Here is a 22,088-nt window from a genome sequence, read left to right on the forward strand (position 1 = left end):
GTGAAGGTTCATGTGCAGGTCACCGGAGCGCCACCGCACGTCGCGGCCGACGCGCGAGCGCTGGCCGAGACCGGGGCCGACGGCCTGTTCACCTTCGAGGGCCCGCACGACGTGTTCTTTCCCCTCGTCGTCGCAGCCGGAGTGACATCCCTGGAACTGATGACGAACGTGGCGATCGCCGGGCCGCGTAGCCCGATGCATCTGGCCCACGCGGCCTACGATCTGCGGCTCTACAGCGAGGGACGGTTCCGGCTCGGGTTGGGCTCGCAGATCCGCGCCCATATCGAGAAGCGCTACGGCAGCAGTTGGGGCGCGCCCGCGGAGCGCACCGCGGAGAGCGTGGCGGCGGTGAAAGCGATCCTCGCCGCGTGGGAAGGGCGGGGCCCGTTGAACTTTCGCGGCAAGTACTACACGCACACGCTGATGCCGCCCACCTTCGATCCCGGGCCGAACCCGTTCGGTCCGCCTCCGGTGCTGATGGGCGCGCTCGGACCGGTGATGACGCGCAAGGCCGCGGAGGTCGCCGACGGACTGCTGGTGATGCCGTTCAACAGCGGGCGCCATTTCACCGAGCGCACACTGCCCGCCGTCGCCGAGGGCCTGCGCCGGGCCGGGCGGACCGCGGACGGATTCCCGGTGATCGCTCAAGTCATGGTCGCGCTCGGGCGCACCGAGGAAGCTCTGACCGCTGCGATGGGCGGCGTGGGCTCGCTGATCGCGTTCTACGGGTCCACGCCCGCGTATCGTCCGGTCCTCGAAGTCGAGGGATGGGCGGCGCTGCACCCCAGGCTCAACGCGCTGTCCAAGACGGGCGATTTCGCCGAGATGCGGGCGGCGGTCACCGACGAGATGGTGCGCACGATCGGGGTGGCAGGCACACCGGAAGAGTGCGCGTCGCAGATCAGGGCCCGCTTCGGCGCCGGGATCGAAGAGGTGTGCTGCTATTTCCCCGGCTACGCACCGGATGCGGCGGACGTCGCAGACTTGGTGCAAGCATTGCACCGGAGCGGTGAGGTGCGCCCGTCGCTCGACGCGGCCCAGGGCCGACAGCGAAGTTAGCAACCGCGGACCACCGGGTCATCCGTTCGGCGCACGGTGCGCGAAAGAGTGGTGACCCGGGCGAAGGTGGCTTTGACTGCACGAATGCCTGTTCCACCCCATGCTCGCGGCTATGACGACTTCGGCGGCTCCGTCGGCCGCACCACGGCAGATTCGACACCGGAGTGGAGCTATCCGCCCACCGCTCCCGAGGGCGCTCCCAACATCGTCGTGGTGCTGATCGACGACATGGGGTACAGCGACATCGGCCCGTTCGGCTCCGAGATCGAGACGCCGACGCTGGACCGCCTGGCCGCCGACGGCCTCCGGCTGACCAACTACCACACCACTCCGCTGTGCTCGCCGTCGCGCGCGTCGCTGCTGACCGGCATCAACGCCCACCGCGCCGGCTTCGGCTTCGTCGCCAACGCCGATCCCGGATATCCGGGGCTGCGCCTGGAACTGGCGGACGACGTGCTGACACTGCCGGAGATCCTGCGCGGCAACGGTTACGCCACCTATGCCGTCGGCAAATGGCACCTGGTGCGCGACGCCACGATGAACCCGGCCGCGCACCGGGATTCCTGGCCGACCCAGCGCGGCTTCGACCGCTACTACGGCTCGCTCGAGGGCCTCAACTCCTTCTACTACCCGAACCAGCTGGTGTCGGACTCCTCGGTCGTCGACATCGAGGAGTACCCGGAGGGGTACTACCTCACCGACGATCTGACCGACAAGGCCATCGCCTACCTCAAGGATCTGCGCGCGCACGACGCCACCAAGCCGTTCTTCTTGTACTTCGCGCACGTCGCCATGCACGGACCGTTGCAGGCCAAGCCCGCGGACCTGGCCAAATACCGCGGCCGCTACGCGAAGGGGTGGGACGATCTGCGCAGGAGCCGGTTCGCCGCCCAACTCGCCCAGGGCCTCTTTCCCGCGGGCACGCAGCAGAAGCCCCGCAACACCGAGCCGGGTTACGAAGCGGCGGAGTGGGATTCGCTGACTCCCGCGCAGCAGCGGCGATTCGCGCGGTACATGGAGGTGTACGCGGGCATGGTCGACAGCATCGACCAGAGCCTGGGGCGCCTCGTCGACACGCTCGAACAACTCGGCGAGCTCGACAACACCATCGTGGTGTTCACCTCGGACAACGGCGGCACCGCCGAGGGCGGGCCGGAAGGCACCCGCACCTACTTCGCGGAGTTCGCCCACATCACCGATCCGGACTGGATCGGCGACGTCCCGCACGACGAGGAGCTGATCGGCACCGCGAAGCTGGGTGTCCACTATCCGCGCGGGTGGGGCCAGGCGTCCAATACGCCGTTCCGCTTCTACAAGGGCCAGACCTTCGCGGGCGGCGTACGCGTGCCGTTCGTGATCTCCTGGCCCAAGGGGCTGCCGCGCGGCGCGGGCGACAACGGCATCCGGCACGAGTACACCTACGTCACCGATCTCGCGCCGACCTTGCTGGAACTGGCCGGATTGCGGCGGCCGGGCGTACGCAACGGGCTGCCCGCCAAGGAGTTCGACGGCGTCTCGGCCGTGCGGACGCTGCGTGACCCCCATGCGGTGTCCGAGCACACCGAGCAGTACTCGGAGATGGTCGGCAATCGCGGCTTCTATCGCGACGGATGGAAACTGCTGTCGCTGTACGAGCCCGGGACCGATATCGATGAGCCGAGATGGCAGCTGTTCGACGTTCGCGCCGATCCGACGGAGCTGCACGATCTTTCCGAGCGGTTCCCGGAGAAGGTCGCGGAACTGGCCGCCGCATGGGACGAATCCGCCTGGGCGAATACCGTGTTCCCCTTGCTCACGCGCCAGGATCTGGCACGGCGGCGGCCGGAGGAGCATCGATTCTCCGCGCCTGTCCGGCTGCTGCCGGGCACCCCGACCCTGGAGCGGTATCGCTCGCAGCGACTGATCGCCTATCGGGACTTCGTCATCGAGGCGGAACTCGCCGGGTACGCGTCCGGCGACGAAGGGGTTCTCGTCGCGCACGGCGACCCGCTGGGCGGCTATGTGCTCTACCTCGAGAACGGCCGGGTGACGTTCGGTGTCAACAGCTACGGCCGCTACGACAGCGTCACCACGCGTACCCTCGCGGAAGGAACGCGGCACATCACCGTGCGCGCCACGGTGCGGCCCCGGCTGCGGTGGGATTTCGTCATCGAGTTCGATGGCGTCCAGGTCGCGCGGCTGGTGGATCGAGTCCAGCTGGTCGGTATGTCACCGTGGACCGGGATTTCCGTCGGCGTCGACGCTCGCGGTCCGGTGGCGTGGGAACTGCGCGAACGCCGCGGCACTTTCCGCTACACCGGCGCGCTGCGAGCTGTCACCTACACGCCCGGTCCGATCCAGGTGCCGCGCCGGACCATCGAGGCGGTGGAGCGCGAGGCGGAGTTCGTCGCCGAATGAACCTTTGTGACCGGGCGTTGGTGCACCGGTTCGATCAACTGGCAGCGGCGAGCATGTGCTCGGGGAAGGTGGGTGCATTCGGAGGGGATCGAGCGCACCCACCCTCGCGCCTCGGCGACAGCTGAGCAGCGGGCACAGCCGACGCGGGCAGCGTCGGGACTGACCGACGGAAACGAATGCGAAAACCCCCGGAAACCCCGACCCGTCACCGACCTTAACGCCGTCGGCCCGACAATGACAGAGAAACGCTTGCCTGAACCGGTTTTCAGGCGACTTCAGGCTGTCTTAAGCCTTCGCTTGCGAAGGTGATCTTCGTCTTCGAGATCCCTATTCCCGCAGGAGGTTTTCCTATGAAAGTCGCTATTCGCCGCGTACTTCCCGGTCGGCGCGGGCTGCTCGCGGCGGCCGCCGTCGACGCGAACTGCGGGGCCGTGCTGGGCACGGTGCGGCAGGACTGACGGACATGGTTGTGCGCAAGATCGCCACGATATCGACGCTCGCTGTCGCGATTGCCTGCGTTCCGGCCGGAAACGTAGGCGCCGTACCACCGGAAGCCGGTGGGCAAGCCGTGAACTACACCGCGACCGCTTCCGCCGAGAGCGTGGTCGTCCGGATCGACTCCGGCTCGCTGCAGGCCGAGAACGGAGTGTTCGCGATCGCGGCGAACGACGGCACCGTGCTCGCGGGCACGCCGCTGGAATTCCGTGTCGACGACTTCGTTTTCCCGATCGCGGCCGACATCGGCGGCCGGACCGCCACGCTCACACCGTTGTTCGACCTCGAGCACGCGGCGTACCGCCCGGTCGCCCTGCCGTTCGAGGACTCGGCGCGTTGGCGCACGCCGTATGAGCGGGAGGTCGCGGCATTCACCCGGCTGAAGGACACCATCGCGACGGGCGCCGCGATCGGCACCGTCGCCGGTGGCCTCGGTGGCGGCCTGGTCGGCTGCGTGCTCGGCGGCATCGCGGGAGCGACCGTCGCGGCCGCGACGATCGTCGGCATGTTCGGCCCGTTCATCCCGGCCGCCGCCGTCGGCTGTCTGGGCGGAATCCTGGCCGTGGGGGCTCTGGGCACACTCGCCGGTCAGCTCTTCGTCACCGCGCCGATCGCCGTTGCCGCTCTGGTGCAGTACTTCACCACCGTCAACCAGCCCTTCGTCCCGCCGGCCCCGTAACTCTCCGGCTGGATCACCGAACACGTGCCGCGCCGGGTCGTCCTGCCGGGTCCTGGCGCCTCGAACTGTTTCGCCTGTCCAGGACAGGGCAGCTATGTGATGTGAGCATGCGATTGCGTCGTAGCCGACCGTACGACGGCGGACTGCGACGCGTCCGGCGTGGACGCGGGTTCGGCTATCGCACCGTGCACGGCGAACCGGTGCGGGACGACGCGACACTGGAGCGCGTCCGCGGGTTGGCGATTCCGCCGGCCTGGCGAAAGGTGTGGATCTGCGCGCACGAGAACGGTCACATCCAAGCCGTCGGCGTCGACGCCGCGGGCCGCCGCCAGTACCTGTACCACGAGCAGTGGCGCAAGGAGCGAGACGAGGAGAAGTTCGACCGGGTCCTGGCCTTGGCGGGGCGCCTGCCGGAGGTCCGCGCGCAGGTCCGGGAGGATCTCGCCCTGCGCGGCTCGGCCCGGCGGCGGGTGGAAGCGGTGGCCATCGATCTGGTGGATCGCGGAGTGTTCCGGGTCGGGGGCGAGGAGTACGCCGAGGAGCACGGCACCAGGGGAGTCGCGACATTGCTGCGCGAGCAGGTCCGGGTGTCGGGGGAGCAGATGCTCTTCGACTATCGCGCCAAGGGCGGTATCCGGCGACGAGTGAGCGTCCGAGACCCATTGCTGGCCAAAGCCGTTCGATCACTGCAGCGCGGCAGGACGGAATCCGATCGGCTCTTGGTGTATCGGGACGGCGACCGCTACGGCGAACTGCGCGCCGACGACATCAACGCGCGCTTCCAAGAACTCGCCGCCTGCGAGTGCAGCGTCAAAGACCTGCGCACCTGGCAGGCGACCGTCCTGGCCGCGGCCGCGCTCGGTTCGATGGAACGGCCGTCGAACCTCCGTGCGCGCAAGCGTGCGGTCCGGGAGGTCATGGACGAGGTCGCAGCCGCACTCGGCAATACCCCCGCCGTCGCCCAGGCGTCCTATGTCGATCCACGGGTGGTGACCGCCTTCGAGAACGGTACGACTGTCGCCGCGGCGCTGCGGCGCGCGAAGCGGGCCGGATCCCCCGACGCGGAGCGGGCGGTCATCGACAGCGCCGTCATCCGCATGCTGCGCCGGACACGGTGATACCGAGGTACCGGGAATGTGGCCGCCACCCGGTCTCGCTCATCGCTCGTCGAGTGAGGGCAGGACGGTCTCGCGCATGATCAACAGGACGGCCGCGGCGACGGGGATGGCCAGCAACGCCCCGATGATCCCGAGCAACGCGCCGCCGAGCAGCACCGCCACCACGGTCACGAGCGCGGGTACGTGCACCGCGCGGCCGATGATGCGTGGCACCAGAACGTAGTCCTCGAACAGGCGCAACGCGATGAAGAACGCGACGGTCGCCACCGCGACCGGCAGGGAGACGGTCAACGCGACCAGCGCGACGATCACCCCGGCGAGCGTCGAACCGACGATCGGGATCAGGTCGAGCACAGCTACCAGCACCGCCAGCAGCAGTGGGTACGGCACGTCGAAGATGAGCAGCCAGATGCCGGTCAGGACGGCGGTGATCAGCGAGATGACCAGGTTGCCCAGGATGTAGCCGCCGACCTTGGCGAAGATCTCGTCGCCGATCAGAATGGCGCGGGAGCGGCGCGAGTGGGGGAAGAGCCGGTAGACCGAAGCGCGCACGCGGGTGAAGTTCGCCATGAAGTAGGCGGTCAGCACCGCGATGACGACCGTGCTGCTGACGATCGAGAACACCGCGCGCCCGGCATCCAGCACCCCGGTGGTCAAGCCGGAGGAGTCCGATTCGAGCGTTCGCCGCAGCCGGTCTTGCAGGTGGAATCGCTGGTCGAGGCTGCCGATGTAGGGATAGCGGTCGGCGAGGTGAGTGACGTAATCGGGCGCGTTGTGCGCGAGCGCCTCACCCTGCGTGACCAGCGGTGGTATCGCCGCGGCGAGGAATCCGGCGAACAGGCCGAGCCCGACCAGGTAGACGGTCGTCACCGCGGCCCAGCGCGGGAACCGGGGCCGGACCAGCCGGGACACCAACGGCTCCATCCCGACGGCCAGGAACAACGCCACCACGATCAGGATCAGCGTCTGGCCCGCCGCGAGCACGGTGCGAATGGCGGCGTAGGTCACCGCGACACCGGCGGCTCCGGTCATCCCGATCATGAACGGCGAGCGCCGATCGAAGGGACGCCCGGGTCGGCCCAGGGGGAACTCCGCACTGCGCGCACGGGCGGCTTCGGCCTCGGCGGCGACGATCGGACCGGATTCGTCGGTGCCGTGGGGTTGTGCGATGTCGCCGCTGTGTCCGCTGTCCGCGGCATCGGGGGCGGGATGTTCTTCGTCGGGAGTGTCTCTTTCGGACATACCTTCCGTCCGATCCGTGGGTGTGCTGGCCCGGTATGGCAGTGCGCGATTTACCCGCTGTGCGGCCGCCCAAACACGGCGTCCGGAGCGGTGATGGCCGGTCTACGCGCCGAGGGTGTCGCACCGGCGCGGAATCGCACCGCGGCCACGGCACGCCCGCACGTCATCGGGGATCCGCGGCCCGATGGAATCGACACCGTCGGGTCGTTCGATCGGCACCAGCTGATCCCGCGCGTTCCCAGCCGTCGGCGAACACCGTGCACATCCGAAGCGGCACCCGAAAAGCGGCCTAAGCCACCGCTAAGCGCGGCCTGTCACCGCATCGAGCTGCCGGAATACAAGCTGCACAGTCGGTTTCCGCATTCTCGCGTGCCCTCATCCGCCCGAATCAGCAACGTCGCAGCCATCGGCAGCCGATACTGGTGTACAGCCCGTGCACACTCGCGGTGATCCCTACGAGCCGATCCATCAGCGACGCTCCGAGAATCGACAGGATCCGGCGATGCCCAAGATCGCAAACCTGAACCCGCTGCCGATGGCCGACATCGGAGGGTCGGATCTGTTCATCCCCTTCCGCATGCCGAGCGGTGAGATCGGGTACCTGCTCGGTGACACGTTCTCCGGCGCCGAACCCGCGGTGGGAGGGCCGAATTGGCGTTCCCCGATGCTGTGGCGCAGCGGCACCCACGACATGTCCGCACCGATCGAATTCCGATCGGCGGCGCGGGATGCCCGGCAACTCTGGGACTACCCGCACGACAATCCCCAGTACTCCACGGTTCTGCCCTGCGACGCCATCACCATCGGCAGCCGGATCTATCTGTGGGTGATGGTCACCCAGGGACTGGCGAACGAGCGGTGGTGCGAGATCCGGTATTCCGACGACAACGGCGAGAGCTGGACCGATACCGCCGTGCGGTGGTCGACCAGCGCCTACGGCGGTAAACGCACGATGATCTCGTGGGAACGCGGTGGCGACGGCTACGTCTACGTCATCTCCACCGGCGGACTGGCCAGGAACAAGAACATGCTGCTGTGGCGAGTACGCGAGAGCCATGCCGCGCTCATCGACCCGGCGGCCTGGCAAGGATGGGGCTGGAACGGACAGGATTGGGGCTGGGGCCGGGATCCGGGCGGCGATCCGCGTTTCGGCATCCTGGCCGACGACACGAAACTGGGCGAGATCGGATTGCGGCGGATCCAAGGGAATTGGGTGATGTCGGGATTCGACGCCGGGGCCTACGGTGCCTTCGTCAAGGTGGCCAGGAGGATCACCGACAACTGGCGCACAGCCTGGACCTACCGCCCGGTGAAAGGATCTTTCTGGGCGCCGGGCGGTCCCGATATCGTGCCGCGCCTCTATGGTTGTTATGTCCACCCGGACAGCAGGTTCGACGGCGCGTTCTGCATGATCGTCAGCGAATGGGCGGAATCCGGTAACCCGTATCGGGGCATGCAATACCGGATCTACGGAGTTCGGCCCGCCGCTGCGCTCAGCGCAAGGCGGGTCCTCAGCCGGGAACGCGCCGGTTCGTCCCGCGCAACGGATTGGCCACCGGGAAGGTGATCGCGGGCAGCGTCACCGACATCCGCACGGTCGTCCCCGATTCCGAATGGTCGATGTCGAGTTCCTCGGTCAGGGCGCGCATCATGTCGATACCGCGGCCGCGATACCCCGGATCGGATGCCCGTGGCTTCCAGCCGCCCGCGTCGGCGACCACGATGACGACGGTGTCGATGTCGCAGGTGGCCGACATCCGCACCCGGCCGGTGTCGTCGTTGCGGTAGGCGTGCTCGATGCTGTTGCTACACGCCTCGTTGGCCGCCGCGACCAGGTCGGCGGCCAGGTCGTGCGGCACCGCCGCGGCGGCCAGCCAGCCCTTCAGCGTGCGCCGCAGGGCCGCGAGCTCGTCCGCGCGCGCGGGCACGTCCAGCCGCAGCGGCGCGGGCGGCTGGCGGTAGACCACCATGGCGACGTCGTCGTCGTACCCCGCGGACGGCCGCAGGCGCGACAGCACCGCGTCGGCCACTTCGCGCGGCAGCCGTCCCGAGGTGTCGGCGAGGACCGCGGCGATCTTGGCGAACCCCTCGTCGATGTCGACGCCGCGCTGTTCGACCAAACCGTCGGTGAACAGCACCAGGGTCGAACCGGGTGTGAGCGCCGTGGTGGCCTCCGGCCTGCGCGGCGGATCGAAGGTCGCCAGCGGCACCGAGCGCCCGCCTTCCAGCAGCCTGCCGGTCCTGGCGACGTCCGCGAGGATCGGTGGCATGTGACCGGCGCTGCTGTAGCGGACCAGACCGCGCACCGGGTCCAGCACGGCGGCGCAGACGGTGGTGCACATGGCGCCGGGGATGCGAGCGGCGACGGTGTCGAGTTCGGCGAGCAGCTGCGCAGGTCCCGCGCCGCGCAGCAGCAGCGCACGGGCGGCGGTTCGCAGCTGTCCCATCACGACCGCGGCGGACAAGCCACGACCGACGCAGTCGCCGACCACGACGCCGATGGTGCCGTCGCGCAGCGGCACCACGTCGTACCAGTCGCCGCCGATCTCCAGCGGCGGCAGCGCCGGCTCGTAGTGCACCGAGAAACGCGGCGGCAGATCGATCGGGCCGAGCATGGCGCGCTGGAGGGTCAGCGAGGTGGCGCGGGCCTGGTCGAAGTTGCGCGCCCGCTGCACGGCGAGACTGAGATGACCGATCAACAGGGAGAACAGCGTCCAGTCCGCGGCACTGATCGCCCGGGGTGCGGCGAAGCGCAACCACACCGCCGCGTCGCCGGTCTCGCCGAGCGGAGCGACGATGCCCTCGGAGCTCTCGGCTCCATCCGGAATGGCCAGCAGGCTGCGTGGCGGCCTGCGTCTGGCCCGCTCCAGCAGGGCGCGCGACCCGTCGTCGAGGGACGCGGCGCCGTCGTGCGAAGTGCGGTCGGCGCCCGTGCCGGAGACGTACACCTCTGGCACGGCGTTGCGGCTGGGCCACACCGCCACCACCGCGGTTTCCGCGCCCACGGTACGGCGCAGCTCGTCGAGCCCGACGGCGAGCACTTCGACCACACTGGTGGCCGCGCCGACAGCCGTGGCGAGCCGGGACGCGGCCTGGTCGCGCGCCTGCGCGTCGTGTTCGGCGGTGATGTCGCGGAGCGTGCCGACGAAGATCCGCTCGTTGTCCTCCGGCTTGATCAGGGCGCTGGTGCTCACCGCGAGCCATACATTGCGCCCGTCGCGGTGCCGGATCGGGATGACGAAGCGCTGTGCCTCGGTACCGAGGTCGGGATAGCGCGGACCGTCCGGGCTCGACCACGGATGCGGCAGCGGATAGGGGATGCCTGCGGCGCCGTAGCCGGTCAAGGCGCCGAAGGCGGTGTTGACCTCGATGATGGTGCCCTGCGCGTCGGCGACGAAGAAGCCGTCCTGCAGCGATTCCACCAGCGCCGTGCGGAACGCGTCGCGTCCGGCCAGATCGTCGGCGCGGGTGCGCTGCTGCTCGTAGCGGCGGGTGCCGTCCAGATAGCCGCGGGTCGCGATGTCCAGCGGAACCAGGGTCTGCAACAGGAATTCCAGCGCGGTTTCCGGTAGGCGTGCCGCGAGTTCGCGGCCCTCGGTGGCCGCGTCCTTCTGTCGCTGTTCCTCCGCTTCCTGGACCACGCGGAAGTGGTTCTCCGTGAGGTCGAGCAGGCTGATGCCTTCGACCAGGGCCCGCCTGCCCAGCTCGTAGCCCTCGGCGAGACCGGCCTGGGTCGGCGAATCCATGTGCCGCCGTAGCGCATCGCCATAGTCGTCCAGGAAGTCGGCCAGCAGGGCGCTCATTTGGCCGTCCCCCCCGCACCGCGGTGCCGCGCCGCGAGCACCAGCGCGTCGTCGGTGTCCTTGGCGTGCCGGGCGAGCATGTCGGCGGTGATGTCGGCGGTGGACTTGGAAAGGTCGATGGCCGAGGCGGATTCGGTGACGATACCGTCGGTGGACATCAACAGCAGGTCACCGGGACGGACCGCGACCGACTGCGGCTGGAGGTTGGCCGGAAGGCGATAGCCGACGATGCCCGCGGTCAGCAGGACGGTGGCGTGCACCTTCAGGCTGCCCGCCGGACCCGCGGTGAGCACCTGCGATTCGACATTGCCGACGCCGAGCCAGCGCACCGTGTCGCCCTCGTCGAACAGGGCCAGCGAGATCGCCGCCCCCCGGGTGTCGGCCATCGCCCGATGGCACAACACCATCAGCACGTCCAGCGGTTCGGCGCGGTTCTCCGACAGCACCCGTGCGGCGCGATCGGCCGCGTCCGCCGCGGCGGCGCCGTGTCCGAGCCCGTCGAGGACCGCGAAGAGGACGGTACCGCCACCGGCGTCGAGGACGACACCGCGGTCACCGGAGACCTGTTGACCCGGCAGTGCGCGTCCGGCCACCGCCCACTCGATCCGGCCGATGAACCCGTCCTCATGCACCGTTCGGTACCCACTTCCACATCTCCACCAGCGTGCCGCGACCCGGCGCGGAATCCACGGTCAGCCGGTCCATCAACCGCCGGGCGCCGGGCAGACCGAGCCCGAGCCCGCGTCCGGTGGAGTAGCCGTCCTCCAATGCTCTGGCGATGTCGATGATGCCGGGCCCCTGGTCCTCGGCCTGCACCACCAGGGCCTGACGGCCCTCCCGGTCGTCGACGAGCAGACGGATCTCGCCGCTGCCCGCGTAACTGGTGATGTTGCGGGCGATCTCGGAGATCGCCGTGGAGATCATCGTGCGGTCGGTGAGGGTGAATCCGAGTTTCGCTGCCAGTTCGCGTCCGGCTTGACGTGCGGTCACGATGTCTCCGGACACCCTGACCGCGATCACCACGTTCTCAGCGGCCACTGTCACGACCGTCTCGCTGGCGACGGGCTGGGATCTTGCGGTCCAACCAGGCGAGTCCCTCTTCCAGATCGAGGGCGGTGTGCATGTCCTCGAAGGTGAGACCGAGCTGCACCATGGCGAACGCGACTTCCGGTTGCAGACCGACGATCACCGTTTCGGCGCCGCGCAGCTGCGTCATGTGCGCGATGGTACGCAACGATCTCGCGGCGAACGAATCCATCACGTCGATCGCGGTGACATCGACGATGATGCCGTGTGCCCGGTATTTGCTGACCTGTTTCATCAGGTCGTCCTGCAGGCGCTCGGTATCGGCGTCCGTCAGCGCCGACTGCACCGACGCGATGAGATACGTCCCTTGTTTGAGAATCGGAACCGGCATGTGGCGCGCCCGATCAGCGGCCGTCGCGTTCGGTGACCCGTTCGGTCACGCGGGAAACCTCGTAGCCCAGCAGCCGTTCCGCTTCTTCGATACCGCCCTGCAGGTCGCCGACCGCGTTCATCTTCGACAGATCCAGGCCGATGGTGACCAGGGTGAGCGCGATCTCCGAGGACAACCCGGTGATGATCACGTTCGCGCCCATCAGGCCGGACGCGTCGACGGTCTGCACCAGATGGTTGGCCACGGTGGAGTCGATCTGGGGGACACCGGTGATGTCGATGACGACGACCTTCGCGCGGTTGGCCCGGATGGCGCGCAGCAACTGCTCGGTGAGCTGGCGGGCGCGCTGACTGTCCAGCACGCCGATGATGGGCAGGATCAACAGCTGTTCGCGCACCTGCAGCACCGGCGTGGACAACTCGCGAATGGCTTCCTGCTGCTGCCGGATGACGCGCTCGCGCTCCTGGACGAAGGACACGGTCACGGTGTTGGCGATTCGGTTGGCGGCCGGTTCGTAGGCGTCGAGCACCTTGTTGAGGAGTTCGAAGTCCGACTGGTACTTCTCGAAAAGGCTGCGTGCGAGCACGTCGCGCAGCAGAAGCACGATGCCGATGACCTCGTCGGTCTCGACGCCTCTCGGGATGATGCGTTCGGACAGGTCCCGCGCGTACGCCTGCAGCGCTTCGACGCTACCGGTCTCGAGCACGTCGACGTAGCCGTCGTAGATCGAGGTCGCCTCGGAGAAGATCTCCTCCGGGGTCATGGCGGTGAGCAGTTGGGCGTCGGCGATGCGGCGGGCCCACTCTTCACGCAGCGCGGTGCGGTTCTGGCGCAGGTGCTCGACGAGTTGCGGGAGCAATTGATCGATCGGTCCCGCGGTCAGGGAATCCGCCGAAAGGCTCATGGACACCTCGGACATGGACTCCTGCCCCTTTCGACGGTTCAGTCGGGATCTGTGTGCATTCGGCGCGTGCCGATTCCGAGCCTAGTCATACCCCACCCGAGTCGCCGACGAAACCTGCCGGTTGTTCGCCTGATGTTCGAGTGCGGGAGTGCCTCACCGCACCGTAGCGAATCCGCGTTCCAGCGCTGCGAGCGCCTCGTCCAAATACACCGTGAGGTCCGCGTCCGCGCGGGTCAGCCAGGCGTCGAACGCGGCGCGCGCCGCCGCCAGCGTGGTCCGGCCGACGGCGAGCGGGATGAGCCCGTCCTCGGGTTCGCCGAGCCGGCTCGCAGCGAACGCGCTCACGGCGCGCTCCCAGGCGTCGTAGTGCGCGCCCGCGGTGGCGGCCAGCGCGGGGATGTTCGCGACCAACTGCATCCGGGTGCGCAGTTCCGGAACGTCCTCGGCGCGATACTTGTTGGCTTCGACCACGACTCGGCGCACCGCGGTCATCATCGGAACATCGTCAGGCACCGTCGCGAACGCGGCGCGCAGTGCGGCGACCTCATCATCGAACTGCGACCAGAGCACCTCCGCCTTGGTGGGGAAGTACCGGAAGAAAGTGCGTCCGCTGATGCCGGCGGCGACGGCGATCTGCTCGACGGTGGTCTCGTCGAAGCCCTGTTCGCTGAACAGTCGCATCGCGATCAGTTCGAGTTCGCGTTTGGTGGTGCCGCGTGGGCGGCCGCGCCTGGCCCGGTTCTCCAGCATTGTTCGATTGTGCTCGGCCGCCACGGCCCTTGATTTTGTCAGTGACTGACGATAATCTCGCCGCATGTTGGCGGATCTCACCTGGCCCGAGGCGGGCGTGCGCGCCACCGCGGGTGCGATCCTTGCCGTCGCGGTCGGCGCGACCGAGCAACACGGCCCGCATCTGCCGCTGTCCACCGACACCGACATCGCCGCGGCATTGTGCGCCCGGCTGGCCGCGGCGCGCGCGGACGTGCTCGCCGCACCGGCGATCCCGTACGGCGCCAGCGGCGAGCACGCGGGCTTTCCCGGCACGCTGTCGATCGGGCAGGCGGCGCTGGAACTGCTGGTGGTCGAGCTGTGTCGCTCGGCGACCGAAGCCTTCGAGCGGATCCTGCTGGTCAACTGGCACGGCGGCAACATCGAACCGCTGCGCCGGGCCGAGGATCTGCTGCGCGCCGAATCGCGTGACGTGCGCGTGTACCTGCCGCGCTTCGACGGCGACCCGCACGCGGGCCGCTCGGAGACGGCGCTGCAACTGGCCCTCGCGCCCGAGCGAGTGCACGCCGACCGCGCCGCGGCCGGGGACACCCGCCCGCTGGCCGAACTGCTGCCGCTGCTGCGTAGCGGCGGAGTGCGCGCGGTCAGCGCCAACGGCGTGCTCGGCGACCCGGCGGGCGCGACCGCCGCCGAGGGCGCGGCACTGCTCGATCACCTGAGCACCGACCTGCTCGACCGAACCCGGCACTGGTGGCCGGAGAACTCCCCGGAAAGGACCGCAACATGAACCCGTGGTTCGAGACCGTCGCCGAAGCGCAGCGGCGGGCGAAGAAGCGCCTGCCGAAATCGGTGTACGGCGCGTTGATCGCAGGCTCCGAGCGCGGCCAGACCATCGAGGACAATCAGCGGGCGTTCACCGAACTGGGTTTCGCGCCGCACGTGGCCGGGCCGATCGGCGCGCGCGACCAGTCCACGACCGTACTGGGGCAACAGCTTTCGATGCCGGTGCTGATCTCGCCGACCGGTGTGCAGGCGGTGCATCCCGACGGTGAGGTCGCCGTCGCCAGGGCGGCCGCGGCGCGCGGCATCGCCATGGGCCTGAGTTCGTTCGCCAGCAAGCCGATCGAAGAAGTGATCGCGGCCAACCCGACGACCTTCTTCCAGTTGTACTGGTGTGGCGGCAAGGACGCGATCCAGCAGCGGATGGACCGGGCAAAGCGGGCCGGCGCGGTCGGGTTGATCCTGACGCTGGACTGGTCGTTCTCGCACGGGCGGGACTGGGGCAGCCCGGTCATCCCGGAGAAGCTGGACCTGCGCACGATGCTGAAGTTCGCGCCGCAGACCCTGGCGCGTCCCCGGTGGCTGGCGACCTATGCGCGGTCGGGCAGCATTCCGGATCTCACCGCGCCCAACATGGCCATCGGCGACGCGCCCGCGCCGGGTTTCTTCGGCGCCTACGGCGAATGGATGGGCACGCCCGCGCCGGACTGGGCCGATGTGCGCTGGGTCTGCGAGCAGTGGGAAGGCCCGGTGCTGCTCAAGGGCGTCATGCGGGTGGACGACGCGCTGCGTGCGGTCGACGCGGGTGTGGCGGCGATCTCGGTGTCCAACCACGGCGGCAACAATCTCGACGGCACCCCCGCCGCGATCCGCGCGCTGCCGGTGCTGGCGGACGCGGTGGGCGCGCAGATCGAGGTGCTGCTCGACGGCGGCATCCGGCGCGGCAGCGACGTGGTGAAGGCCGTGGCGCTGGGCGCGCGGGCGGTCATGATCGGTCGCGCCTATCTCTGGGGGCTGGCCGCGAACGGGCAGGCCGGCGTGGAGAACGTGCTGGACATCCTGCGCGGCGGCATCGATTCCGCGCTGCTGGGTCTGCGCAAGACGAGCGTCGGCGATCTGGACCGCTCGGACGTGGTGGTGCCCGCCGGGTTCGAGCGAGCGCTCGGGCTGCCCGAAAACCGCTCCGCGGCAAGCAGTCCGGCGGACCACGCGGCCACGCCCGCCTGAGCGGTCAGTTCTCGGCCGCCGCCCGACGGTGGTGCGCGAGCAAGGTGTCGTAGATGTCGGCCAGGGCGGCGAGCTGCTGGCGATCGAGGATGTCGATCATGTGCCTGCGCACGCTCTGCACGTGCGCGGGCGCGGCGTCGGTGAGCACATCGGCGCCGAACGGGGTGAGCTTGGCAGCGGTGCGGCGGGCGTCGTCGGGGATCGGCTCACGGACGACCAGCTCCCGTTTCTCCATCCGGGTGATCTGGTGGGAGAGCCTGCTCTGCGACCACTCGAGCTTGGCCGCCAGATCGGCGAAGGTGAGCCGGTGGTCCGGCGACTCGGCCAGATAGGCCAGCACCGAGTATTCGACGTAGGTGAGGTTGGACTCCTTGGTGGAATCCCGCCCGACCGCCGCGGCGATGAGGTCGCGGGTGCGCACGAAGCCCAGCCAGGCGCGCATCTCGACGTCATCGAGCCATTGGGGATCGGTCACGACAGCGCTCCAAACTCCGATTTGTCCCAAGATCGTTCCGTGTCGCGATGTGCGGCGCGGAACGGTCCGCGCGCGGCCGGACTCGGCCGCCCGAACGCTTTCTCAGAGATGAGAGGTAGCATCACCGGGGTTGAACGTGCAACCTTTGCTGGCCAACTGTCCGAGATAGGGTTGCCTAACCAGCAGGGGCGTGCGCGGCGGTGACTAGGCTCGCTGTGCTCGTGACCAGCCCGGCCGTTCGCGGTGTTCGGGCCCGTTCGAAGGAGTGCGACTGGTGACCGCGCCGGAGTTCCGTTATTCAGACCTGCTGCCCATCGGCGCGGACGATACCCCCTACCGGTTGCTCACGACGGAGGGCGTCAGCACGTTCGAGCACAACGGGCGCACCTTCTTGCAGGTCGCCCCGGAGGCGCTGCGGCTGCTCACCGAAACGGCGATGCACGACATCAGTCACTTCCTGCGTCCGGCGCATCTGGGCCAGTTGCGCAAGATCATCGACGACCCCGAGTCCAGCGGCAACGACCGCTTCGTCGCGCTGGATCTGCTCAAGAACGTCAACATCTCCGCGGGCGGCGTCCTGCCGATGTGCCAGGACACCGGCACCGCGATCGTGATGGGCAAGAAGTCCGAGGGCGTGCTGACCGGCGCCGACGACGCGGAATGGATCAGCAGGGGCGTGTTCGACGCCTACACCAAGTTGAATCTGCGGTACTCGCAGCTGGCGCCGATCACCATGTGGGAGGAGAAGAACACCGGTTCGAACCTGCCCGCGCAGATCGAGCTGTACTCCACCGCGGGCGATCCGGCGAACCCCGCCTACAAGTTCCTGTTCATGGCCAAGGGCGGCGGGTCGGCGAACAAGTCGTTCCTGTACCAGGAGACCAAAGCCGTCCTGAACCCCGCGCGGATGCTGGAGTTCCTCGACGAGAAGATCCGCTCGCTCGGCACCGCGGCTTGCCCGCCGTACCACCTCGCTGTCGTGATCGGCGGCACCAGCGCCGAGTTCGCTTTGAAAACGGCGAAATACGCCTCCGCGCACTACCTCGACAACCTGCCCACCGAGGGCTCGCTGTCGGCGCACGCCTTCCGTGATCTGGAACTGGAGGAAGAGGTCTTCAAGCTGACCCAGTCCTTCGGTATCGGCGCCCAGTTCGGCGGCAAGTACTTCTGCCACGACGTGCGGGTCGTGCGCCTGCCCCGGCACGGCGCCAGCTGCCCGGTCGCCATCGCGGTGTCCTGCTCGGCCGACCGGCAGGCGCTGGCCAAGATCACCGCCGAGGGTGTGTTCCTGGAGCAGCTCGAGCGCGAGCCCGCGCAGTACCTGCCCGAGCAGACCGACGCGATCCTCGGTGGCGACGTGGTGCGCGTGGACCTGAACCGGCCGATGGACGAGATCCGTGCCGAATTGTCCAAATATCCGGTGAAGACCAGGCTTTCGCTGACCGGTCCGCTGGTCGTCGCCCGGGACATCGCGCACGCCAAGATCAAGGAGCGGCTCGACGCGGGCGAGCCGATGCCGGACTATCTGCGCGACATGGCCGTCTACTACGCGGGCCCGGCCAAGACGCCGGAGGGTTACGCGTCCGGCTCGTTCGGCCCGACCACCGCGGGCCGGATGGACTCCTACGTCGACCAGTTCCAGGCGGCGGGCGGCTCGTTCGTCATGCTCGCCAAGGGCAACCGTTCCGCGCAGGTCACCAAGGCGTGCAAGGAACACGGCGGCTTCTATCTCGGTTCGATCGGCGGGCCCGCGGCGCGGCTGGCGCTGGACTGCATCAAGTCGGTCGAGGTGCTCGAATACCCCGAACTGGGCATGGAAGCCGTCTGGAAGATCGAGGTCGAGGACTTCCCGGCGTTCATCGTCGTCGACGACAAGGGCAACGACTTCTTCGCCGAAACGCAGAAGCCGATCGCGCTGCGCGTGCGCACCCGCTCCAAAGAGCGCGTCTGAGTCGTTCTCCGGGCCTGCCTCGGCAGGCCCGGACACGACGATGTCACCCCGATCACCGGGGCGGTGGTGCGGTCGCAGCGGGCACGCTTAGCGAAGAACTTCGTCGATTTCCGCACAGATGCAGGTCGAGGAGAGCTATGAGCACGTCCAGGCCAGTACCGACGGCGTTGTGTATCACCGAGTCGGCCGCCTCCCGGTTGGCCGATCGCGCTGCCCGTGAGGGAACCAGCTGTACCACACTGCTCGATCGGCTGATCCACGAAGGCGTCGACCAGCTCGACCACCCCGGAATCGTTTTCCGCGGCCCGCTGCACGACCGGCGCGCCGCGCTGACGGCCGGTCCGGAGGTTTGGGAAGTCGTTGCGCGCCTGCGCGAATTGGACGGACCGCTGGAACGCCGGATCGCCGTGCTCAGCGCCAAATCGGACCTGCACGCGAGCAAGATCAGGCTGGCGCTCGCGTATGCCCGCGCGCACGGCGGCGAGATCCTGGAGCGGATCGCGCGCAACAGGGAAGCGGCGGAGTCGATTCGCCGGGCAGGTGTGCGGATGACCGCGCCGCCGTCGCGTCCGAGCGCGCTGGGCGGCCCGCCGGGAGTGTGGCCGGTCCGTATCGTCTGATGCGGCCGATCTTCACATGACTGGGGAGGGAATGTGAAATTCCCGACATCTGTGGATGATTCACCCGATTCACGGGCGGCTGGCGGCGCGAGCCACGGCCGCCCGCGGTGTGTCTAAGGCTCGAAATGGTTCGCCGCGCCCGGATCGCGGGGATTCGCGGAATATGTCCGTGCTGATGCCTTGGTCCGGGTATGCCTGACATACCGGCCGAAAGGGACACATCGCCTCGCGAAAGTTTCTCGCGGAACCTCGATCTCATCCCTCCGGTTGTCCACGACAGGGCACAAATCACCCAAAAGTCGCTTATCGGCGGCCAATTCGCGATTGGTAGCAGGTTGAATGCCGTAGTGATCCACAACACATCCACAGATTGTGGACATCACTCGTTCCAGGATGGGCGAAATGTTTGCCGCAAGAGGACAATTGGGCGCATAACGGACATAGCAGATGGACATTATCCCAAGTTGTGGAGTTTTCTGTGGAATTCGCTGACTGTTGTCCACACGTGCAGTGCGCTGCATGTGGAGTAGTGCGCTAGTTGGATGCCCCGGCTGAAGTCGATCTTGTGTCTCACAACACGCCGAGGCGGAAGCGGACGTTTTGTCCGCCCACGCACCGTTCGAAGCCGGAATGAACTTGTTCGCCTACCCTGAACCGTACGACTATGGCAGTAGATCGATATCTGCTTCATCGGTCGGACACAGGGGGGTGAAGTGTCGGAATTGCGGCGCGAAGACCGAGTTCGGTATCGCGATCTGGTCGCTCTACTGCGGCGGCACGCAAGGGAAGTCGGTGCCGGTGCCGTGCTGCTGTTGGCGGGTACCGGCGCGGGCCTCGTGCAGCCTTGGGTGACCATGCGGATCATCGACGCGGTAGCCGGTCGGCACGCGATAGCCGGGCTCGTGGCATTGCTCATCGTGGTGTTCGTCGCACAGGCGCTGTTCGAGACCTGCGGCGACTTTCTCGTATCGCGCACCAGCGAACGAGTGGTATTCGATCTGCGTGCGCGTGTCGTCGAGCGCTTGCTGCGGGTGCGAATGCCGGCACTGGACCGTATGCGGATCGGGGATCTGACATCCAGACTGGGCGCCGATACCTCGGCGATGCGCGAGCACGCGGTGACGAGCGTGGTGCAGTTGGGAATATCGGTGGTCTCGGCGATCACGGCGTTGGCGGCCATGGTCTGGCTCAGTCCGTTCATGACCGTGGTGACCCTGGTCACCATCGCCACGGCAGGATTGCTGGTGGCGGCTGCTCTGGCGGGGATCAGAACCGCCTCGGAGAGCGCGCAGACCGGTGTCGGAGAACTCGCCGCCGACACCGAACGAGCCCTGAGTTCACTGCGAACGGTGCGCGCGAATTCGGCTGAGGACCGGGAAGCGGCTCGCCTCACCGCGAAGGCGGCCGAGGCGTTGCACAGCGGTGTCCGCGCCGCGCGCATGGAGGCGATCATCCGCCCGGCGAGTTCGGCGGCGGTCAATGGGTCGTTCCTCGCTCTGCTGCTGATCGGTGGTATTCGCGTGGCAGGCGATCGGATGGAAGTCGGTGAACTGGTCGGGTTCTTGCTGTACGCCACATTTCTGGCCACACCGCTCGCCGGCGCCATCTCGCTGCTGGGATCGATACAGAAAGGGATGGGTGCGTTCCAGCGCGTCGCCGAAGCGCTTCGGGTCGACATCGAAGACGACACCGGTACCGAGGGTCCCGCCACGCTGACCGGTCTCGGGAAGGGGCAGGCGGTGGTGCACGATGGGCGGCGCAGACCGGCCACGGTAGAACTCCGTACGCTCACCTTTTCCTATGAGTCGTCACGCCGAGCGCTCGACGAAGTGTCTTTCACGGTGCCGGGTGGCGAACAAGTCGCGTTGGTCGGTCGATCCGGCAGTGGTAAAAGCACGGTGTTGTCCCTGATCGAGCGTTTCTATGAGCCCGCTGGTGGCGTGATCCTCCTCGATGGTCACGACGTGTCTCGCCTCCATCTGCCTCCCTATCGGCGTCGTATCGCCTTCGTGGAGCAAGGCGCTCCGATCCTGCACGGTTCGGTGCGGGAGAACCTCACCTACGCTCATCCGCACGCCACCCAGCGGCAGGTCGAGCGCGCGGTCGAGCTCGCTGGTTTCGAGGATGTCCTCGCCCGGCTCGACGGCGGCATGGACGCGCAGGTCGGCGAGCACGGACAGTCCCTATCGGGCGGCGAGCGGCAGCGTTTGGCGATCGCGCGCGCGTTGCTGACCGAGCCCGACCTGCTTCTGCTGGACGAACCGACGTCGAACCTGGACCCGATCAGCGAGGCGGCTGTCTTGCGGACGTTGCGCGAACTGCGCGGACGTTGCACCGTTCTCGTGGCCGCCCACCGGTATTCGACGATTCGGGACGTGGACAGTGTCGTGGTGCTCGCCGGCGGACGTGTGGAAGCGATCGGAACCCATGACGAGCTGATGGCGTCGAGCGAGTACTACCGCGAGCTCGCGAAGGACACGATCACCGCATCCGCGTGAAGCTCCCGCACCGCCCGGGCTGCCGAGCCGGCTCCGGTGCGGCGGCGACCTGCCTCCTGCCGTGCGCCGGTCACCGCGAAAGTCTTGCACCGGTAGCGCGGGAGCGCGTTGCGATCAGGGCATATCCGGCATAGGTGATCGCAAGCGATAGCATCGGCGCATGGTGTTCGGGAAAGCTGGGCGGAGTCGGGTGGCGGCGGGACTATCGGTGGCAGTGCTTCCGGCGCTGGTCGCGGTCGGTTTTTCGGCGGGGGAAGCGCAGGCCGACATGGCAGTCGCCATCGAGCAGCGCGAGTCGGTGGGCTCGGCGACGGGGACCGAAGGGCTCGATCCCAAGCTGGCGCTGGCCTACACCTTGGCCGAACGCGAGGCGCACGCGCAGGGGGTGCCGCTGTCCATCACGTCCGGGTACCGGACGCCCGCCGAGCAGCAGGCGCTGTGGGAGGACGGTGTGGCGACCTACGGGCCGGACAACGCGCGCCGCTGGGTCCTGCCGCCGGAGGAGTCCACCCACGTGTCCGGAGACGCCATCGATGTCGGTCCGCAACAGGGCGCGCGGTGGCTCGAGGCGAACGGCTACCGATGGGGGCTCTGCCGCTCGTTCGAGAACGAGTACTGGCATTTTGAGCTGCAGACCGCGCCGGGCACACCGTGCCCGCCCATGCTCCCCGACGCCAGCGTGCGGTGATCGGGT

Annotated in this window: 19 protein-coding genes; 11 read left to right on the plus strand and 8 right to left on the minus strand. The window is 68.2% G+C overall.

Annotation, left to right across the window (positions count from 1 at the left end):
* From ACWESM_RS08575 to ACWESM_RS08590, 4 genes are all read left to right on the plus strand, one after another.
* Positions 1 to 1,059: a TIGR03617 family F420-dependent LLM class oxidoreductase gene (locus ACWESM_RS08575; protein ID WP_452491196.1), complete on the plus strand. Its 1,059-nt coding sequence runs from the start codon at positions 1 to 3 to the stop codon at positions 1,057 to 1,059.
* Between the two features lie 84 nt (positions 1,060 to 1,143).
* Positions 1,144 to 3,456 carry an arylsulfatase gene (locus tag ACWESM_RS08580; protein ID WP_452491197.1) on the plus strand — a complete coding sequence of 771 codons (2,313 nt, stop codon included), beginning with the start codon at positions 1,144 to 1,146 and terminating at the stop codon, positions 3,454 to 3,456.
* 463 nt (positions 3,457 to 3,919) lie between these two features.
* A complete protein-coding gene (locus ACWESM_RS08585; protein ID WP_452491198.1) occupies positions 3,920 to 4,630 on the plus strand; it encodes a hypothetical protein in 711 nt (236 codons plus the stop codon).
* A 107-nt stretch (positions 4,631 to 4,737) separates the two neighbouring features.
* Positions 4,738 to 5,748, plus strand: coding sequence for a DNA topoisomerase IB (locus tag ACWESM_RS08590; protein ID WP_364428416.1), 1,011 nt, complete (start codon positions 4,738 to 4,740; stop codon positions 5,746 to 5,748).
* Positions 5,749 to 5,787: 39 nt separating this feature from the next.
* Here the strand turns inward: ACWESM_RS08590 and ACWESM_RS08595 are convergent, their stop codons facing one another.
* Entirely contained in the window at positions 5,788 to 6,990 is a 1,203-nt protein-coding gene (locus ACWESM_RS08595) for an AI-2E family transporter (protein WP_364428413.1), read from the minus strand.
* 502 nt (positions 6,991 to 7,492) lie between these two features.
* Here ACWESM_RS08595 and ACWESM_RS08600 point away from each other — a divergent pair.
* Complete coding sequence (locus ACWESM_RS08600; RefSeq protein WP_452491199.1) at positions 7,493 to 8,557, plus strand: DUF4185 domain-containing protein; 1,065 nt, start codon at positions 7,493 to 7,495, stop codon at positions 8,555 to 8,557.
* On the opposite strand, the gene ACWESM_RS08605 is transcribed toward ACWESM_RS08600, so the two are convergent.
* The 6 genes from ACWESM_RS08605 to mftR form a co-directional block, all read right to left on the minus strand.
* Positions 8,502 to 10,793: a SpoIIE family protein phosphatase gene (locus ACWESM_RS08605; RefSeq protein ID WP_355077478.1), complete on the minus strand. Its 2,292-nt coding sequence runs from the start codon at positions 10,791 to 10,793 to the stop codon at positions 8,502 to 8,504. The genes ACWESM_RS08600 and ACWESM_RS08605 overlap by 56 nt on opposite strands.
* Positions 10,790 to 11,425, minus strand: a complete 636-nt coding sequence (locus tag ACWESM_RS08610; RefSeq protein ID WP_355077479.1) for a SpoIIE family protein phosphatase — start codon at positions 11,423 to 11,425, stop codon at positions 10,790 to 10,792. The genes ACWESM_RS08605 and ACWESM_RS08610 overlap by 4 nt, the downstream gene beginning before the upstream one ends.
* A complete protein-coding gene (locus ACWESM_RS08615) occupies positions 11,418 to 11,831 on the minus strand; it encodes an ATP-binding protein (protein ID WP_051020806.1) in 414 nt (137 codons plus the stop codon). Before ACWESM_RS08615 ends, ACWESM_RS08610 begins: the two co-directional genes overlap by 8 nt.
* Positions 11,821 to 12,210, minus strand: a complete 390-nt coding sequence (locus ACWESM_RS08620) for an STAS domain-containing protein (protein WP_039798459.1) — start codon at positions 12,208 to 12,210, stop codon at positions 11,821 to 11,823. Before ACWESM_RS08620 ends, ACWESM_RS08615 begins: the two co-directional genes overlap by 11 nt.
* 13 nt (positions 12,211 to 12,223) lie before the next feature.
* Positions 12,224 to 13,129: an STAS domain-containing protein gene (locus ACWESM_RS08625; RefSeq protein WP_039798458.1), complete on the minus strand. Its 906-nt coding sequence runs from the start codon at positions 13,127 to 13,129 to the stop codon at positions 12,224 to 12,226.
* Between the two features lie 138 nt (positions 13,130 to 13,267).
* Complete coding sequence (gene mftR / locus ACWESM_RS08630; RefSeq protein WP_364428405.1) at positions 13,268 to 13,864, minus strand: mycofactocin system transcriptional regulator; 597 nt, start codon at positions 13,862 to 13,864, stop codon at positions 13,268 to 13,270.
* Positions 13,865 to 13,928: 64 nt separating this feature from the next.
* Between mftR and mftE the strand changes: the two genes are divergently transcribed.
* Positions 13,929 to 14,630 carry a mycofactocin biosynthesis peptidyl-dipeptidase MftE gene (mftE, locus tag ACWESM_RS08635; RefSeq protein ID WP_364428402.1) on the plus strand — a complete coding sequence of 234 codons (702 nt, stop codon included), beginning with the start codon at positions 13,929 to 13,931 and terminating at the stop codon, positions 14,628 to 14,630.
* A complete protein-coding gene (gene mftD, locus ACWESM_RS08640) occupies positions 14,627 to 15,850 on the plus strand; it encodes a pre-mycofactocin synthase MftD (RefSeq protein WP_452491200.1) in 1,224 nt (407 codons plus the stop codon). The genes mftE and mftD overlap by 4 nt, the downstream gene beginning before the upstream one ends.
* 4 nt (positions 15,851 to 15,854) lie before the next feature.
* Here mftD and ACWESM_RS08645 read toward each other — a convergent pair whose 3' ends face one another.
* Positions 15,855 to 16,325, minus strand: a complete 471-nt coding sequence (locus ACWESM_RS08645) for a MarR family winged helix-turn-helix transcriptional regulator (protein WP_355077485.1) — start codon at positions 16,323 to 16,325, stop codon at positions 15,855 to 15,857.
* Positions 16,326 to 16,599: 274 nt separating this feature from the next.
* Here ACWESM_RS08645 and ACWESM_RS08650 point away from each other — a divergent pair, with 274 nt between their 5' ends.
* From ACWESM_RS08650 to ACWESM_RS08665, 4 genes are all read left to right on the plus strand, one after another.
* On the plus strand, positions 16,600 to 18,276 hold the full coding sequence (locus tag ACWESM_RS08650) for a fumarate hydratase (protein WP_356962016.1): 1,677 nt from the start codon (positions 16,600 to 16,602) through the stop codon (positions 18,274 to 18,276).
* Between the two features lie 137 nt (positions 18,277 to 18,413).
* Positions 18,414 to 18,896 (plus strand): hypothetical protein, encoded by a 483-nt coding sequence (locus ACWESM_RS08655; RefSeq protein WP_355077488.1) that lies wholly within the window; start codon positions 18,414 to 18,416, stop codon positions 18,894 to 18,896.
* Positions 18,897 to 19,699: 803 nt separating this feature from the next.
* The gene (locus ACWESM_RS08660; RefSeq protein ID WP_452491201.1) at positions 19,700 to 21,394 is read left to right on the plus strand and encodes an ABC transporter ATP-binding protein; all 1,695 of its coding nucleotides are present in this window, start codon (positions 19,700 to 19,702) and stop codon (positions 21,392 to 21,394) included.
* 268 nt (positions 21,395 to 21,662) lie between these two features.
* A complete protein-coding gene (locus tag ACWESM_RS08665; protein ID WP_364428587.1) occupies positions 21,663 to 22,082 on the plus strand; it encodes a M15 family metallopeptidase in 420 nt (139 codons plus the stop codon).
* Positions 22,083 to 22,088 lie beyond the last annotated feature (6 nt).

It is taken from the genome of Nocardia sp. NPDC003999 (genome assembly GCF_053604885.1).

Bases quoted from the DNA above. Each gene is read 5' to 3' on its own strand.
- ACWESM_RS08590 (WP_364428416.1), top strand. From the start codon at position 4,738: ATGCGATTGCGTCGTAGCCGACCGTACGACGGCGGACTGCGACGCGTC.
- mftE (WP_364428402.1), top strand. From the start codon at position 13,929: ATGTTGGCGGATCTCACCTGGCCCGAGGCGGGCGTGCGCGCCACCGCG.
- ACWESM_RS08580 (WP_452491197.1), top strand. From the start codon at position 1,144: ATGCCTGTTCCACCCCATGCTCGCGGCTATGACGACTTCGGCGGCTCC.
- ACWESM_RS08625 (WP_039798458.1), bottom strand. From the start codon at position 13,129: ATGTCCGAGGTGTCCATGAGCCTTTCGGCGGATTCCCTGACCGCGGGA.
- ACWESM_RS08600 (WP_452491199.1), top strand. From the start codon at position 7,493: ATGCCCAAGATCGCAAACCTGAACCCGCTGCCGATGGCCGACATCGGA.
- ACWESM_RS08605 (WP_355077478.1), bottom strand. From the start codon at position 10,793: ATGAGCGCCCTGCTGGCCGACTTCCTGGACGACTATGGCGATGCGCTA.
- ACWESM_RS08655 (WP_355077488.1), top strand. From the start codon at position 18,414: ATGAGCACGTCCAGGCCAGTACCGACGGCGTTGTGTATCACCGAGTCG.
- ACWESM_RS08585 (WP_452491198.1), top strand. From the start codon at position 3,920: ATGGTTGTGCGCAAGATCGCCACGATATCGACGCTCGCTGTCGCGATT.
- ACWESM_RS08595 (WP_364428413.1), bottom strand. From the start codon at position 6,990: ATGTCCGAAAGAGACACTCCCGACGAAGAACATCCCGCCCCCGATGCC.
- mftD (WP_452491200.1), top strand. From the start codon at position 14,627: ATGAACCCGTGGTTCGAGACCGTCGCCGAAGCGCAGCGGCGGGCGAAG.
- mftR (WP_364428405.1), bottom strand. From the start codon at position 13,864: ATGCTGGAGAACCGGGCCAGGCGCGGCCGCCCACGCGGCACCACCAAA.
- ACWESM_RS08665 (WP_364428587.1), top strand. From the start codon at position 21,663: ATGGCAGTCGCCATCGAGCAGCGCGAGTCGGTGGGCTCGGCGACGGGG.
- ACWESM_RS08620 (WP_039798459.1), bottom strand. From the start codon at position 12,210: ATGCCGGTTCCGATTCTCAAACAAGGGACGTATCTCATCGCGTCGGTG.